Source organism: Actinokineospora sp. (assembly GCF_052390155.1).
Lineage (GTDB): Bacteria > Actinomycetota > Actinomycetes > Mycobacteriales > Pseudonocardiaceae > Actinokineospora.
The window spans coordinates 13,850-27,460 of sequence record NZ_JBQTHF010000120.1 but is presented as its reverse complement, the minus strand read 5'-3'; the positions used below and the strand labels follow the sequence as shown (position 1 = coordinate 27,460).

The window sequence follows — 13,611 nt, the reverse complement described above, 5'->3', positions numbered from 1 at the left end:
GGGCGTGCCTACTTGGGGGCGGTGCCCAGGCCGCGGGGGCGGTCGGCGGTGAACTCGCGCCTGGGGGGGCGTTCGGCGGCCAGCGCGCGCCGGCCTGCGGGGGTGAGCCGGTAGGTGCGACGCTCCCGGCCCGCCACGGTGCTCAGCTCGCCGACCAGGCGGCCCGCGCGCTCCAGGCGGCGCAGCGCCGGGTAAACCGTGCCGGTGGGCAGGTCGAGCGCGCCGCCGCTGCGGGTGCGCAGCGTCTCGATGATCGCGTAGCCGTGCAGCTCCCGACCGTCCAGGGTGGCGAGCAGGAGGGCGTCGAGGTGGCCACGCAGCGCGTCCGCCTTCATGTCCACCAAGTCTACGGACCGGAAACCTCGTTGCGGATCGACGTGGGCGTCGGAAACCCTGGGGCATGGCCGAATTCGCGGTGCGCCGCCTCACCCCGGACGACTGGGCTCGGCTGCGCGCGATCCGCATCGCCGCGCTCACCGACACTCCCGCCGCGTTCGGCGCCACCCTGGCCCACGAACTGTCCTTCGACGAGGACCGCTGGCGGGGCTGGCTCGCGCGGGACGCCCTGTTCCTCGCCGAGGCGGGCGAGGGGCGGGTCGGGATCGCGGGCGGGATGGCGGGGCCGAACGAGGTCGAGTTGGTCTCGGTCTGGGCCCACCCGGACACCCGCGGCACGGGGCTGGCCGCGACCGTGGTGGGCGCGGTGGTCGACTGGGCCCGCGCCGAGGGCCACCCCCGGATCACGGCGTGGGCGGACCAGACCAATGACCGGGCACTGCGCTTCTACCGCGGACTCGGCTTCACCCCGACCGGCCGCGACGACATCCATCCGCACGACCCGGCCCTGCGGGAAGTCGAACTCGCCCTGGCGCTCTAGACCGTCAGCACCTCGCGCATCGGGGGGCGGTCGGTCATCGGGATGTCGATGCGGTCGGGCAGCCATTCTCCGCCCACCTGGACGAACTGGGTCAGCCCGGCCGACGCGGACTCGATTCCGCACCGGTTCAGCGCGGTGCCCAGGATCTGGCGCGCCATCACGCCCAGTTGCAGCAGCGAGCGGTTGCGGTGTTTGCGCACGCCCAGGTTGACCTGCGCCAGGCCGTCGAGGCCGTAGCGGGTGTGGGCGTCAAGCAGCAGGCCGATCTCCACGCCGTAGCCGGGGGCGAAGGGGACCGACTCCAGAAACTCCCGTGTGCCTGCGTATTCCCCGCCCAGCGGCTGGATGATCCCGGCCAGTTCGGGGCGCAGCGCGGAAAGTACCGGCCGGGCAAGGAGTTCGGTGACGCGACCGCCGCCGGTGCCGGTCTCCGCGCTCTCCAGCCGCAGCGGTCGGCGGTAGAAACCCTTGACCAGGTGGGTTTCCGCGGTGGTGAGCAGTGGGCCGAGCAGCGCCGGGACGAAGGCCGGGGCCGGGTCGACCAGGTCGGAGTCGAGGAAGACCACCAGCTCGCCGGTGGTGGCGGCGAGCGAGCGCCACAGGACTTCACCCTTGCCGGGCAAGGGTTCCAGCTCCGGCAGCACCTCGTCACGGTGGACGACACGGGCGCCCGCCGCGGCGGCGACCGCGGCGGTGCGGTCGGTGGAGCCGGAGTCCACCACGACCAGTTCGTCCACAAGGGATCCGACCAGCGGGCGCACCGAGGCCACGACCTGGCCGACCGTGGCCTCCTCGTCGAGCGCGGGCAGCACCACGCTGACAGTTCGGGAACCCTTGGCGCACACCAACCGTGACACTGTCCACTCAGGACTCTGCCAGGTCCGCTCGGCCAGCATCCGGTCGACGCTCACGCCAGCGCCCGCACGGCCCGGGTGGGCGGGCGGGTGCCCGCGATGCTCGCCACCATGTCGACCACCTGTCTCGTCCGGCGCACCTCGTGCGCCCGGAACACCCGGGCGCCCGTCCACGCCGACACGGCCGTGGCCGCGAGGGTACCGTCCACCCGGTCCGCGGGCCCCACCCCGAGCGTCTCCCCGATGAAGTCCTTATTGGACAGTGCCATCAGCACCGGCCAGCCGGTGTCGACCAGCTCGCCCAGCCTGCGCACCAGTTCCAGACCGTGCCAGGTGTTCTTGCCGAAGTCGTGCGTGGGATCGATGAGCACCCCGGCCCGGGGCACGCCGATGGCGACCATCCGCTCGGCCCTGGCGGCCAACTCGGCGGCGACCTCGGCCACCACGTCGGTGTAGCGCACCCGGTGCGGGTCGGTGCGCGGCGCGGCGCCGCCAGTGTGCGAGCAGACGATGCCCACCCCGTACTCGGCGGCGACCTCGGCGAGCTTGGGGTCCGCGCCCGCCCAGGTGTCGTTGATCAGGTCGGCGCCCGCGTCGCACACCAGGGCACCGACCTCGTGGCGCCAGGTGTCGACGCTGATCACCAGGTCGGGGTGGCGCTCGCGGACCGCCGCGACGAACGGCACCACCCGGCGGGCCTCCTCCGCGGCGTCCACCGGCTCGCCGTGCGAGCCGGCGCGGACCCCGCCGATGTCGACGATGTCCGCGCCGTCGGCGACCGCGCGGTCGACCGCGGCCAGCGCGGGCGCCTCGGCGAAGGTGGCGCCGCGGTCGTAGAAGGAGTCCCTGGTCCGGTTGACGATCGCCATCACCAGAGCCCGATCCTGCGCGGTCCCGCGCGCACCGAACCTCAGCACTGTCACGGCTCCCGATCGTGCCATGCCCGAGTCTCGACCAGGCGGTGATCACCGCGCGCCGTGGTTACAGTGGTGGAAGACCTAGGAGGACCCGCCGTGCTCTACCGCGCCCTGCGTGTCGTGCTCTCGTTCCTCGCCCGGATCTATCTCCGGCCGGTCGTCGAGGGAGCGGACCGCGTGCCCGCGAAAGGGCCGGTGATCCTGGCCATCAACCACCTCGCGGTGATCGACAGCTTCGTGGTGCCGATGATGCTGTCCCGCAAGGTCGCCTTCCTGGCCAAGGCCGAGTACTTCGAGGCGCGGACCCTGCGCGGGCGGTTCGTCGGCACGCTGTTCCGCGCCCTGGGCGCCGTCCCGGTCCAGCGCGACAACAGCCGCGCGGCGCTCGCGGCCCTCGACGTCGCGGGCGAGGCGCTCGACCGGGGCGAGGCGTTCGCCATCCACCCCGAGGGCACCCGCTCGCTCGACGGCAAGCTGCACCGCGGCCGCACCGGGGTCGCGCAGCTCGCCCTGGAACACCGCGCGCTCGTGGTTCCGGTGGCGCTGGTCGGCACGGACAAGGTGCAGCCCGCAGGCACCCGGCTGCCCCGCCCGCACCGGATCACCGTGCGCTTCGGCACCCCGCTCGACTTCACCCGCTACGACGGCATGGGCAGCTCGCTGCCGATCCGCCGCGCGGTCACCGACGAGATCATGTACGCCATCATGGAGCTGTCCGGCCAGGAGTACGTCGACTCCTACCACAAGCGCCCCAACGCGGCCGCCTAGTGCGGTCACCGCACTAGCGCGCGCAGGCGTCCAGCGCCGCGTCGACCGTCCGGGTGACCACCAGCGCGTCCATCGCGGTCTGCGTGGCGAACCCGCGCGAGCGCAGCTCCCGCACCCAGCGCAGCAGGCCGTCCCAGTGGTCGTCCGGGTCGAGCAGGACCACCGGCTTGGCGTGCATGCCGAGGTAGCGCGAGGTCCAGACCTCGAACAGCTCCTCACAGGTGCCCAGGCCGCCGGGCAGCGCGAGGAACGCGTCGGCGCGGTCGTCCATCAGCGCCTTGCGCTCGCGCATGCCCTCGACCACCAGCAGCTCGTCGGCACCCGGGTCGGCCCGCTCCAGCTCCACGAGGCCGCGCGGGATCACCCCGACCGTGTGCGCGCCGCCGCGCCGCGCCGCGCGGGCGACCGCGCCCATCATCGCCGCGGACGACCCGCCCCAGACCAGCGACCAGCCGCGCGCCGCGAGGCCCGCGCCGACCTCGTCGGCCAGGTCGAGGTAGCCGCGCGGGACCGCGTCGTTCGATCCACAGTAGACACACAGGGTGCGGCTCAATGCGCGTCGCTCCACGCCTGGTATGCCTCCTCGACCACGCGCACGGCGTCGTCTATGTCATCGGTGACGTGCAGCAGCGCCAGATCCTTGTCGCCGATCTTGCCGTGCTCGCACACCGAGTCGCGCAGCCAGTCGTAGAGCCCGCCCCAGTACTCGGTGCCGAAGAGCACGACCGGGAACTTGGTGACCTTCTTGGTCTGCACCAGGGTCAGCGCCTCGAACAGCTCGTCAAGGGTGCCGAAGCCGCCGGGTAGGCAGATGAACGCCTGCGAGTACTTGATGAACATCGTCTTGCGGGTGAAGAAGTAGCGGAAATTGACGCCGAGGTCGACCCACGGGTTGAGGCCCTGCTCGAACGGCAACTCGATGCCCAGGCCGATGGAGAACCCGCCCGCCTCCGAGCAGCCGCGGTTGACCGCCTCCATGGCGCCCGGGCCGCCGCCGGTGATCGCCGCGAACCCGGACCTGGCCAGGGCGGCGCCGATGTCGCGGCCGAGCTGGTACTCGGGGTGGTCGCGCTTGGTGCGGGCGGAGCCGAACACGGTGACCGCGCGGGGCACCTCGGCCAGCGCGCCGAAGCCCTCGACGAACTCGGCCTGGATGCGCAGCACCCGCCACGGGTCGGTGTGCACCCAGTCGGTGGGGCCGCGGGAGTCGAGCAGCCGCTGGTCGGTGGTCGAGTCCTCGTCGTCGCTACGCTCGCGCCGCAGGGTCACCGGGCCGCGCTGGCGCTCCCTCGGGTGTTCCTCGTCGCTGCCGTTGTGGGAACCGTCGATCGTCACGGCAGCGAGTGTAGAGCCGTGGCGGTTTCCCGTTCGAGGAACGCGGGTCAGGTGGGGCGCGTCGGAGTCCGGGGCGAAGGAGGACCAGGGTGAACGAGTCCGACCAGGTCGAGAAGTCACTCAAGTCGCTGCGCGGCCGGATCGAGCGGCTGGCGGAGCAGGTCGAGGACGATCGGGCCGACCGGGGCCGCGCGCAGGCCGTCACCGGGCTGGCGGCAGCGTTGCTCGCGCTGACGGCGGCCACCTGGTTCACCGAGCGCACGCGGTCCACGACCAGCGACTACTCGCTGTGGGGACTGGTCGACAAGCTCGGCGGCGCGGCGTTCGTCGTGCTGGCGCTGATGGTGCTGCTGGCGGTCGGCTCGATCGTCGTCGCCGCGGCGCCGGTGTTGAACCGGCAGGCGAGCTGGGCGCTGCTGGCGCTCAGCGTGGCGGCCGCGCCCTGTGTGGGATGGCTCAACTCCACGCTGCCGGACGACGGGAAGGACCTGTCGTCCGCCGGGTGGGTGAGCCTGATCATCGCGATCGCGTTGGCCTGCCTGCACGGCGCGCGGCTCAGGGGTGCCTAGTGCTGATGAACCGGCGGAGCACGGCGGCGCAGCGCTCGATGTGCTCGACCGGGACGTGTTCCTGCTGGGTGTGCGCGAGCGTCGGGTCGCCGGGGCCGAAGTTGACCGCCGGGATGCCCAGCGCGGCGAAGCGGGCCACGTCGGTCCAGCCGAGCTTGGCCACCGGCACGCCGCCCGCGGCCGCCACCAGCTCGCGCGCGGCGGGGGCGGACAGGCCGGGAAGGGCGCCCGGGGAACTGTCGACCACCGCGAGGTCGTATCCCGCGAACACCTCGCGCAGGTGCGCCTCGGCCTGCGCGGGTGAGCGGTCCGGCGCGAACCGGAAGTTGACCCGCAGCAGGGCCTCGTCCGGCACGACGTTGCCCGACACGCCGCCCGCGACGTGCACGGCCTGCAAGCCCTCGCGGTAGGTGCAGCCGTCGATGTCGACCACGCGGGCCTGGTAGTCGGCCAGCACGCGCAGGGCGTCACCGAGGGCGTGGATGGCGTTGACGCCCATCCAGCCGCGGGCGGTGTGCGCGCGGACGCCGGACGTGCGCAGCGCGACGCGCATGGTGCCCTGGCAGCCCGCCTCGACCACGCCGTTCGACGGCTCGCAGACCACCGCCAGGTCGCCGGCCATCCACTCGGGCAGCTCGCGCTCGATCCGGCCGAGGCCATTGCGGTCGGCGTCGATCTCCTCGCAGTCGTAGAACAGGAACGTCAGGTCGCGCGCGGGGTCGGTGACGGTGGCGGCAAGGTGCAGCATCACCGCGTCGCCGCCCTTCATGTCGACCGTCCCGAGGCCGTGCAGCACGCCGTCCTCGCGGCGCACCGGGAGGTTCCGGTTGACCGGGACCGTGTCGAGATGGCCCGCGAAGACGACCCGGGACGCGCGCCCGAGGGTCGTCCTGGCCAGGACGGTGTTGCCGGAGCGGACAACCTCCAGGTGCGGAGCCTGGGCCAGCAGCGCGCGCTCGACCGCGTCGGCGAGGACGGCCTCCTGCCCCGACTCGCTGGGGATGTCCACCAGGGCGGCGGTCAGGTCGACAGGGTCCGCGGAGAGGTCCAGCGCAACAGTCACGGCCGGTCACGCTACCCGGGCCGGGCGTCGGCTCCCGCCGATTGGCTACCGTGTCGCCCGTGAGCAGCGCAGCGAGTGAGAGCAAGGGTGCGCACGGCGTCGGACTGGCGACCGTCACCACCGACGGGACCGTGCTGGACACCTGGTTCCCGAACCCGAAACTCGGCCTCCCGCTGGTGCCGGGGACCCAGCGGCTCTCCGAGCACGAGGCGGGCGAGGAACTCGGCGCTGGCGTGTCGGCGCTGCTCGGACCGGACCAGGCGCGCGGCGTCGAGGTGATCGCCGTGCGCACCGGGGTCGACGACCTCGACCTCCCGCCCGCCGACGCGCACGACGTCTACCTGCGGCTGCACCTGCTCTCCGCGCGGCTCGTCCGCCCGCACGGGCAGAACCTCGACGGCATCTTCGGCCTGCTCGCCAACGTCGTGTGGACCAACCATGGCCCGTGCGCGGTCGAGGGCTTCGAGGTCACCCGGCTGCGGCTGCGCTCCCGGGGCCACGTCACCGTCTTCGGGATCGACAAGTTCCCCCGAATGGTGGACTACGTGCTGCCCGCGGGCGTGCGGATCGCCGAGGCCGACCGGGTCCGCCTCGGCGCGCACCTGGCCACCGGCACCACGGTGATGCACGAGGGCTTCGTCAACTTCAACGCGGGCACGCTGGGCGCGTCCATGGTCGAGGGCAGGCTCTCCGCGGGCGTCTCGGTCGGCGACGGCTCCGACGTCGGCGGCGGCGCGTCGATCATGGGCACGCTTTCCGGCGGTGGCAGGGAAACCATCAGCATCGGCGAGCGGTGCCTGCTCGGCGCGAACGCGGGCATCGGCATCTCCCTCGGCGACGACTGCGTGGTCGAGGCAGGCCTCTACGTCACCGCGGGCACCAAGATCACCCTGCCCGACGGCCGACTGGTCAAGGCGCGCGAGCTGTCGGGCGAGTCCGGGCTGCTGTTCCGGCGCAATTCGGCCACCGGAACGGTGGAAGTCGTCAGCCGAACGGGTAGTGGAATCGAGTTGAACGCGGCGTTGCACGCGAACGACTGATCTACGATGGCCGCGTGAGCGAGCTTGCGAGCGAACCGATGTCACAGCGTCTCCGCGAAGCGCACAACCGAGCCTGCGAGGGAGTGCGGTGAGCACCATGACGGCCGATCTCGGCCTCGCCGCGGAACCACTGGTCGCCGGCCCGAAGGACACGGCCGCCGCGCACGTGCGCGCCCGCCTCGACGAGCAGGCCCGCGCGCTGGTCTCGAACCGCGAGGGCGCCCGCGTCGGCACCGACCCGGAACACGTCCACGAGATGCGTGTCGCGGTGCGTCGCGCGCGGGCCGCGCTGAAGGCCGACCGCGACACGATCCCCGATGCCGACGCCCTGCAGGTCGAGCTGAAGTGGCTCGGCGGCGCCCTCGGCGCCGTCCGCGACTTCGACGTGCAGCTCGACCACCTGCGTGCCGAGGCCGCCACCTTCGACGAGGTCGAGCAGGCGGCCGTCGAGACCCTGCTCGGCGGGCTCGTCGCCGACCGGCGCGGTGCCCGCCGCCGGATGCTGGGCACGCTGCGCGGCAAGCGGTTCGACAAGCTGATCAGGTCGCTGGCCGCCGCCGTGGCCGCCGCTGTCCCCGACCAGCCCGCCGACGCGCCCGCCGAGGAGACCGCGCTGGTCGAGGTGGTCCGCAAGCCGCACCGCAAGCTGATGAAGGCCGTCGCCGCGCTGGGCGAAGACCCACCGGACGACAACCTGCACGCGCTGCGCATCCAGGGCAAGCGGCTGCGCTACGCCGCCGAACTGGCCGCGCCGGGCGCGAAGAAGGCGATCAAGGAGCTGGTCAAGGCCACCAAGTCCTTCCAGGACACCCTCGGCGACCACCAGGACGCCGTCCTCGCCGAGGAGACGATCCGCCGCCTGGTCAACGAACTCGGCGACGGCGCGACCATCGACGTCGTGTTCGTGGCGGGGCGGCTGGTCGAGCGGGAGCGGGCCCGCAAGGCGGACCGCCGCAGCCGCTGGCGCTCAGCCGTCGACGAGGTCGACGCCCGCGCCCGCGAACTGCTGGACTGAGCCCGAGCAGGGCTTACCGCGAGCCGATCAGTTCGGCGAGACCGTCCTTGAGCATTGACTTGACCTCGTCTTTGCCGTGTTCGGCGAGCATGTCCTTGAGGCATCGGCAGTCGCCGGGATCCCGGCCCGCGCCCACGCAGACGAACAGGCCGAGTACGCGCAAGGAGTTCACCACGCCGGACAGGTGCGGCCCCGCGACCTCGAACAACCGCTTGGTCACCTGCTCGGCCACGATCCGGGCGACCGTGGCGTTCGTCTTGGTCGCGGCTCCCAGCAGGCGTTGTGTCAGCGCTTGGGCTTGGTCCTGAGCCGTCCCGAGATCACGGGCCAACCGCGCGAAAACAGCGCAGGTCTTGGCGGCGTCCGCCGCGCACAGCGCCGACCAGGTGGCCGCGTCGACCGCGTAGCTCGCTCGACGGGTGATGGTGCGCTGCCAGACGGCGTTGGCGACGGACAGGCCGACCTGGTGAGCGGACCCGGCAGGCGGACGACGACCGGGCCCTGCCGAGGTTCGCTGCCGACGGGTCGTTGTCGTCGGATCCCGACGCCAGAACAGCGCCCAGCATCGGTGCCTGGCGCACACGCTTCCGCGCTTGGCCACCCGATTGCGACACCGTCGCCCTGATCTGGTCTGCGTGCTTCCACATCGGCTGCCTCCCACGGCAATCACCGTGCCCAGCGGCCACTCGGAATGTCACGAACCGCGACCTATTCGGGTGATCGCAATCACTCGGCCGGCGCAGCAGTCCTTACCGGGTGGCCGTGCTGAGTCGGGAGGCGGCGGCGGCGATGCGGTCGTCGGTTGCGGTGAGGGCGATGCGGACGTGGCGGTCGCCGGTTGGGCCGTAGTAAGTGCCGGGGGCGACCAGGATGCCCAGGGACGCGAGCCACGAGACGGTGTCCCACGCGGGTTCGCCCCGGGTGGCCCACAGGTACAGGCCCGCCTCGGAGTGCTCGATGGTGAACCCGGCCGCCGTCAGCGCGGCGCGCAGGTGGTCGCGGCGGCGGCCGAAGCGGGCCTGCTGGGCGGCGACGTGTCCATCGTCGTCGAGGGCGGCGGTCATGGCGGCCTGGACGGGGCGCGGCACGATCATCCCGGCGTGCCTGCGGACTTCGAGCAGGCCCGCGACCAGCGCGGGGTCACCGGTGACGAAACCCGCGCGGTAGCCGGCGAGGCTGGACGACTTCGACAGCGAGTGCACCGCCAGCAGACCCGTGACATCGCCGCCGCAGACGTCCGGGTGCAGGATCGAGACCGGCGATGCTTCCCAGCCCAGGGCGAGGTAACACTCGTCGGAGGCGACGATGGTTCCGCGTTGACGTGCCCAGTCGACGATCTTGCGCAGGTGGGCCACCGGCAGCACCCGGCCAGTGGGGTTCGACGGAGAGTTGACCCAGATCAACCCGGGCGCGGCGGGGCCGAGCGCGGTGAGCCCGTCGGACCGGACGACGTCGGCGCCCGCGAGTCGGGCGCCGATCTCGTAGGTCGGGTACGCCAACTCGGGTACCACGACCGACCGGGCGCCGAGCAGTGTCGGCAGCCAGGCGACGAGTTCCTTCGAGCCGATCGTGGGCAGTACGGCGTCCGGGTCGAGCCCGGTGACACCGTGCCGACGCGCGAGGGCGCCGACCGCCGCCGCGCGCAGGGCGGGGCTGCCGTGCGTGGTGGGGTAGCCGGGGAGGTCGGCGACCGACGCCAGCGCCGCCTGGATCAGCGGCGGCACCGGGTCGACCGGGGTGCCGACAGACAGGTCGACCACGCCATCGGGATGCGCACGCGCCCGAACGGCGTGGTCGGCCAGGGAGTCCCAGGGGAAGTCCGGCAGCTCCGGGAAGCTCACTCGCCCTGCGGGGGGAGCGCCTTGATCCAATCCGGGTCCGCGCTGACCTTGCCGGTCTTCGACGCGCCGCCGGGTGAGCCGAGGGCGTCGAAGAAGTCGACGTTCGCCTTGGTGTAGGCGGACCACTGGTCCGGGACGTCGTCCTCGTAGTAGATGGCCTCGACCGGACAGACCGGCTCGCAGGCGCCGCAGTCCACGCACTCGTCGGGGTGGATGTAGAGCATCCGGTCCCCTTCGTAGATGCAGTCGACGGGGCACTCCTCGATGCATGCCCTGTCGAACACATCGACGCAGGGCTCGGCGATCACGTAGGTCACTGCGGTCTCCTGCTCCTTCATGACGTTCGGCGCGCAGGCGGGAGCTGCACGACAAGCGACAGTATCCCGCGCCGACCACGCGGTCACACAACCGGTGCCGTCTAGTTCACATCACAGGATGGCGGGGTCTGGCGCATCGTCCAGACTGCTGGAATGCGCGAGGTGGACACGATGGAAGAGGTCTGCGCCGACGCCTGGCCGCCGCTGGTGGAACACCGGCTCGGCCAGTGGCGGCTGCGGGCAGCGGGCGGGTACACGGGGCGGGCGAACAGCGCGCTCGCGGTGGGCGATCCCGGCCTGGCGGTGCCGTCGGCGCTGGCCGTGCTGACGGAGTTCGCCGAGGCGCACGGCATCCGGCCGTACGCGCAGGTGGTGGTCGGCTCGGCGGTGGAGGCCGACCTGGCCGACGCCGGGTGGGCGGTGAACCTGGCTCACCCGAAGGGGGCCGAGTCCGCCGTGCTGACCAGCGCGCTCACGGTCCCGACGGACGGCGCCGAGGTGGCGGGCGAGCCGCCGGACGGGTGGCTGGAGCTGGCGGTCGGTGGGACGCCGTCGGCGGCGCAGCGCCATGTGCTGACCTCGGGGCCGCGCGTGGGCTACGCCGGCGCGTACCGCGACGGCGCGCTGGTGGGGGTGGCGCGCGGGTGCATGGTGGCCGAGTGGCTGCACGTGTCCGTGGTCGAGGTGGTGCCCGAGGCACGCGGGCGCGGGGTCGCGCGGTCGCTGCTGGCCGGGCTCGACCGATGGGCCGCCACGCGGCGGCGCGTGTTGCAGGTGGCGGTGCGCAACGTGGCCGCTTTGGCGCTGTACCGGGGTTTGGGATACACCGAGTCGCACCGGTACCGGTACTGGTCGGCTAGCTGACCGGCGCGGTCGCCGCCAGCCACTTGCGGGCCTTCTTCGCGGCGCGCTTGAGCGCCGAGCGCTCGCCGAAGTAGTCCGCCGCCATCCCGACGACCGGCAGGATGCCGATGGCCTTGTGGTAGAAGCGGCCCTGGGGACGTTTGTCGAGTTCGTCGCCCAGTGCCCACAGGGTGCGGCCGAAGCGCCACAGGGTGCTGGTCGCGGCCTTGACGGTGATCTTCCCGTGCTTCGCCGAACTCTCGGTCAGCTCCTCGGTCAGCGCCGCGGTGGCCGCGTCCTCCTCCTCGTCGGTGACGTCGTCGCCGTGGCCCGCGGCGAGGGCGGGGTCGATGTCGCGGTCGAAGAGGACCCGGGCGATCAGCCGGACGCGGTCGGCCTGGTCGGTGCGGCCGTGCTCGGCGGCGATGGCCGAGAGCAGCAGCCCCTGCCCGGCGGTGGCGAGCGCGTCCTGGATGGGGAGCCGGTCGGCCAGCGCGCCGCCCAGGCCGGGGATCGACGCGAGCAGCACGGTGAACCGGCCGACCCGGTTGACCCACCAGTCGGTGCGGTCGTCGATGGTCATGGTGTCCCACGCTGTCGTGCCCGGGACCTTGACGCTCTCCAGGCCGTCGAGCAGCTTCTCGCGCAGACCGCGCTCGACCCGGTCGAGGTGCTCGGCGTCCTCGCGGTCGCCCGCCGCCAGCGTCTCGCGGTGCGCGGGCAGCACGCGGCGGACCAGCCCAAGCGGGTCGGACTCGCGCAGCGCGTCGAGCAGCGGGGTGGTGGCGCGGACGAACGGCCGCAGCACCGCGACGATCTGCTTGTCCGAGATGGCCTCAGCCACCACTGCCCCCCTTCGCGCGCTTGGGGCCAGTCTTGTCGACGTTGGCCGCGAGCGCCGCGCGAGCGAGCACGTCGCCGATCTTGACCGCGGCCGGGAACGCGCCTGCGGCGAGCAGCAGCAGGGTGCGCCAGTCGGCGATCACGATCAGGTCGCCACCCGGCGCGACCAGCACGAACGCGAGCAGCGTCGCGAGCCACACGAACAGCGGGCCCGCCGCCACCACGGTCCGCGGGACGATCCGGCCCGCGCGCACGACAAGCCACGGCAGGGTGACCGCGGCCACCAGCACGGTGATCGGGAACGGAATCGACCCGAACTCCGGCAGCACCCGCCCGTCGAGCCGCAGCGGCAGGTAGAGCAGCTCGAACACGGCGAGCACCGCGCTCACGGCGAGCAGTCCGCCGTAGCGCGAGCGCTCGCCCGGCGTCACCGGTCGGCGCCGACGTGCTCGACCGGGGCCAGGCCGCCGAACAGGTCGGCCTCGACACTCTGCGGGCGCCCGCTCGCCAGCACGTAGAACTCCTGGTCGACCACGGGCTGGGCGATGCCGTTGGACAGCGCGTAGCTGTGCACGCCGTCCTGGCCCTGCCACACGCTGACCTGGGTGGCGTGCGCGCGCAGCGCCCGCAGCTTCGCGGGCAGGTGGTCGGCGATGGCGACCGACGTGGTGATGTCGGTGTCGTCGACCACCGGCAGCTCACCCGGCATCGGCAGCCGGTACGGCAGCCCGCCAGCGTGGGCCAGCGCGGCGACCCCCGCCTCGGTGGCCTGCCTGGACGCCACGGTGTAGTACAGCCGAGCGATCTCGGGCACCCCCGCGGCGGCGGCCACGGTGATCTCGTGCGCGCGGATGTGGTCGGGGTGGCCGTAGCCGCCGTCGGGGCCGTAGGTGACCACGACCTGCGGCCGGACGTCGGCCAGGATCGCGGCCAGCGCGGCGGTCTGCTCGGCGAGGTCGCCCGCGACGAACGCGCGCGGGTGCCGGTTGGCCGCCGTGTCGACCATGCCGGAGTCGCGCCAGCGGCCCATGCCGCCCAGGTAGCGGTGGTCGGACACGCCGAGCGCGGCGCACGCGGCGCGCAACTCGGCCACCCGGTAGCCGCCGAGCTGGTCGGCGGCGTCCGCGCCGAGCTGGGCCAGCGACGCCGGGATGATCTCCCCCGCTTCACCGAGGGTGCAGGTGACCAGCGTGACCTGGACGCCCGCCGCGGCGTAGCGGGCGATGGTCCCGCCGGTACACAGGCTCTCGTCGTCGGGGTGCGCGTGGACGAGCAGCAGTCGAGGTGGGGCTGTCAGCATCGGGTTCAGCCTAAGCACAAGTAGGGCGA

At 72.9% G+C, this 13,611-nt stretch carries 18 protein-coding genes; 6 read left to right on the top strand and 12 right to left on the bottom strand.

Annotation, left to right across the window (positions count from 1 at the left end):
* Positions 1-8: 8 nt before the first annotated feature.
* Positions 9-335 (bottom strand): PadR family transcriptional regulator, encoded by a 327-nt coding sequence (locus ACT4N7_RS28320; RefSeq protein ID WP_444831933.1) that lies wholly within the window; start codon positions 333-335, stop codon positions 9-11.
* 65 nt (positions 336-400) lie between these two features.
* Here ACT4N7_RS28320 and ACT4N7_RS28315 point away from each other — a divergent pair, with 65 nt between their 5' ends.
* Complete coding sequence (locus tag ACT4N7_RS28315; protein WP_444831932.1) at positions 401-877, top strand: GNAT family N-acetyltransferase; 477 nt, start codon at positions 401-403, stop codon at positions 875-877.
* Here ACT4N7_RS28315 and ACT4N7_RS28310 read toward each other — a convergent pair.
* Both ACT4N7_RS28310 and folP read right to left on the bottom strand, forming a co-directional pair.
* Complete coding sequence (locus ACT4N7_RS28310) at positions 874-1,773, bottom strand: glucosyl-3-phosphoglycerate synthase (RefSeq protein WP_444831936.1); 900 nt, start codon at positions 1,771-1,773, stop codon at positions 874-876. The two genes, ACT4N7_RS28315 and ACT4N7_RS28310, sit on opposite strands and share 4 nt — an antisense overlap.
* An 11-nt stretch (positions 1,774-1,784) precedes the next feature.
* A complete protein-coding gene (gene folP, locus ACT4N7_RS28305; RefSeq protein ID WP_444831931.1) occupies positions 1,785-2,672 on the bottom strand; it encodes a dihydropteroate synthase in 888 nt (295 codons plus the stop codon).
* A gap of 72 nt (positions 2,673-2,744) precedes the next feature.
* On the opposite strand from folP, the gene ACT4N7_RS28300 reads away from it, so the two are divergent.
* Complete coding sequence (locus ACT4N7_RS28300; RefSeq protein ID WP_444831930.1) at positions 2,745-3,416, top strand: lysophospholipid acyltransferase family protein; 672 nt, start codon at positions 2,745-2,747, stop codon at positions 3,414-3,416.
* 13 nt (positions 3,417-3,429) lie between these two features.
* On the opposite strand, the gene ACT4N7_RS28295 is transcribed toward ACT4N7_RS28300, so the two are convergent.
* Together ACT4N7_RS28295 and ACT4N7_RS28290 are read right to left on the bottom strand one after the other, a co-directional pair.
* The gene (locus ACT4N7_RS28295) at positions 3,430-3,984 is read right to left on the bottom strand and encodes an LOG family protein (protein WP_444831929.1); all 555 of its coding nucleotides are present in this window, start codon (positions 3,982-3,984) and stop codon (positions 3,430-3,432) included.
* Positions 3,966-4,751: an LOG family protein gene (locus tag ACT4N7_RS28290; RefSeq protein ID WP_444831928.1), complete on the bottom strand. Its 786-nt coding sequence runs from the start codon at positions 4,749-4,751 to the stop codon at positions 3,966-3,968. The genes ACT4N7_RS28295 and ACT4N7_RS28290 overlap by 19 nt, the downstream gene beginning before the upstream one ends.
* 89 nt (positions 4,752-4,840) lie before the next feature.
* Between ACT4N7_RS28290 and ACT4N7_RS28285 the strand changes: the two genes are divergently transcribed.
* On the top strand, positions 4,841-5,320 hold the full coding sequence (locus tag ACT4N7_RS28285; protein WP_444831927.1) for a hypothetical protein: 480 nt from the start codon (positions 4,841-4,843) through the stop codon (positions 5,318-5,320).
* Here the strand turns inward: ACT4N7_RS28285 and dapE are convergent.
* The gene (gene dapE / locus ACT4N7_RS28280) at positions 5,307-6,383 is read right to left on the bottom strand and encodes a succinyl-diaminopimelate desuccinylase (RefSeq protein ID WP_444831926.1); all 1,077 of its coding nucleotides are present in this window, start codon (positions 6,381-6,383) and stop codon (positions 5,307-5,309) included. The genes ACT4N7_RS28285 and dapE overlap by 14 nt on opposite strands.
* A gap of 50 nt (positions 6,384-6,433) precedes the next feature.
* Between dapE and dapD the strand changes: the two genes are divergently transcribed.
* Both dapD and ACT4N7_RS28270 read left to right on the top strand, forming a co-directional pair.
* A complete protein-coding gene (gene dapD / locus ACT4N7_RS28275) occupies positions 6,434-7,423 on the top strand; it encodes a 2,3,4,5-tetrahydropyridine-2,6-dicarboxylate N-succinyltransferase (protein ID WP_444831925.1) in 990 nt (329 codons plus the stop codon).
* Positions 7,424-7,520: 97 nt separating this feature from the next.
* The gene (locus ACT4N7_RS28270; RefSeq protein ID WP_444831935.1) at positions 7,521-8,438 is read left to right on the top strand and encodes a CHAD domain-containing protein; all 918 of its coding nucleotides are present in this window, start codon (positions 7,521-7,523) and stop codon (positions 8,436-8,438) included.
* A gap of 13 nt (positions 8,439-8,451) precedes the next feature.
* On the opposite strand, the gene ACT4N7_RS28265 is transcribed toward ACT4N7_RS28270, so the two are convergent.
* The 3 genes from ACT4N7_RS28265 to fdxA all read right to left on the bottom strand — a co-directional run bounded on the left by ACT4N7_RS28265 (position 8,452) and on the right by fdxA (position 10,596).
* Entirely contained in the window at positions 8,452-9,039 is a 588-nt protein-coding gene (locus tag ACT4N7_RS28265) for a hypothetical protein (protein WP_444831924.1), read from the bottom strand.
* Positions 9,040-9,187: 148 nt separating this feature from the next.
* Positions 9,188-10,279 carry a succinyldiaminopimelate transaminase gene (gene dapC / locus ACT4N7_RS28260; RefSeq protein ID WP_444831923.1) on the bottom strand — a complete coding sequence of 364 codons (1,092 nt, stop codon included), beginning with the start codon at positions 10,277-10,279 and terminating at the stop codon, positions 9,188-9,190.
* Positions 10,276-10,596, bottom strand: a complete 321-nt coding sequence (gene fdxA, locus ACT4N7_RS28255) for a ferredoxin (protein ID WP_444831922.1) — start codon at positions 10,594-10,596, stop codon at positions 10,276-10,278. The genes dapC and fdxA overlap by 4 nt, the downstream gene beginning before the upstream one ends.
* Before the next feature lie 153 nt (positions 10,597-10,749).
* Here fdxA and ACT4N7_RS28250 point away from each other — a divergent pair, with 153 nt between their 5' ends.
* Entirely contained in the window at positions 10,750-11,460 is a 711-nt protein-coding gene (locus tag ACT4N7_RS28250; protein WP_444831921.1) for a GNAT family N-acetyltransferase, read from the top strand.
* Here ACT4N7_RS28250 and ACT4N7_RS28245 read toward each other — a convergent pair.
* Genes ACT4N7_RS28245 through mshB form a run of 3 tightly spaced genes read right to left on the bottom strand, consistent with a single transcriptional unit; the run spans position 11,453 to position 13,582 of the window.
* Positions 11,453-12,283, bottom strand: coding sequence for a hypothetical protein (locus tag ACT4N7_RS28245; protein ID WP_444831920.1), 831 nt, complete (start codon positions 12,281-12,283; stop codon positions 11,453-11,455). The genes ACT4N7_RS28250 and ACT4N7_RS28245 overlap by 8 nt on opposite strands.
* Entirely contained in the window at positions 12,276-12,713 is a 438-nt protein-coding gene (locus ACT4N7_RS28240) for a hypothetical protein (protein WP_444831919.1), read from the bottom strand. The genes ACT4N7_RS28245 and ACT4N7_RS28240 overlap by 8 nt, the downstream gene beginning before the upstream one ends.
* Positions 12,710-13,582: an N-acetyl-1-D-myo-inositol-2-amino-2-deoxy-alpha-D-glucopyranoside deacetylase gene (gene mshB / locus ACT4N7_RS28235; protein ID WP_444831918.1), complete on the bottom strand. Its 873-nt coding sequence runs from the start codon at positions 13,580-13,582 to the stop codon at positions 12,710-12,712. The genes ACT4N7_RS28240 and mshB overlap by 4 nt, the downstream gene beginning before the upstream one ends.
* Positions 13,583-13,611 lie beyond the last annotated feature (29 nt).

Bases quoted from the DNA above. Each gene is read 5' to 3' on its own strand.
- ACT4N7_RS28320 (WP_444831933.1), bottom strand. From the start codon at position 335: ATGAAGGCGGACGCGCTGCGTGGCCACCTCGACGCCCTCCTGCTCGCC.
- ACT4N7_RS28315 (WP_444831932.1), top strand. From the start codon at position 401: ATGGCCGAATTCGCGGTGCGCCGCCTCACCCCGGACGACTGGGCTCGG.
- ACT4N7_RS28310 (WP_444831936.1), bottom strand. From the start codon at position 1,773: ATGCTGGCCGAGCGGACCTGGCAGAGTCCTGAGTGGACAGTGTCACGG.
- folP (WP_444831931.1), bottom strand. From the start codon at position 2,672: ATGGCACGATCGGGAGCCGTGACAGTGCTGAGGTTCGGTGCGCGCGGG.
- ACT4N7_RS28270 (WP_444831935.1), top strand. From the start codon at position 7,521: ATGACGGCCGATCTCGGCCTCGCCGCGGAACCACTGGTCGCCGGCCCG.
- ACT4N7_RS28250 (WP_444831921.1), top strand. From the start codon at position 10,750: ATGCGCGAGGTGGACACGATGGAAGAGGTCTGCGCCGACGCCTGGCCG.
- mshB (WP_444831918.1), bottom strand. From the start codon at position 13,582: ATGCTGACAGCCCCACCTCGACTGCTGCTCGTCCACGCGCACCCCGAC.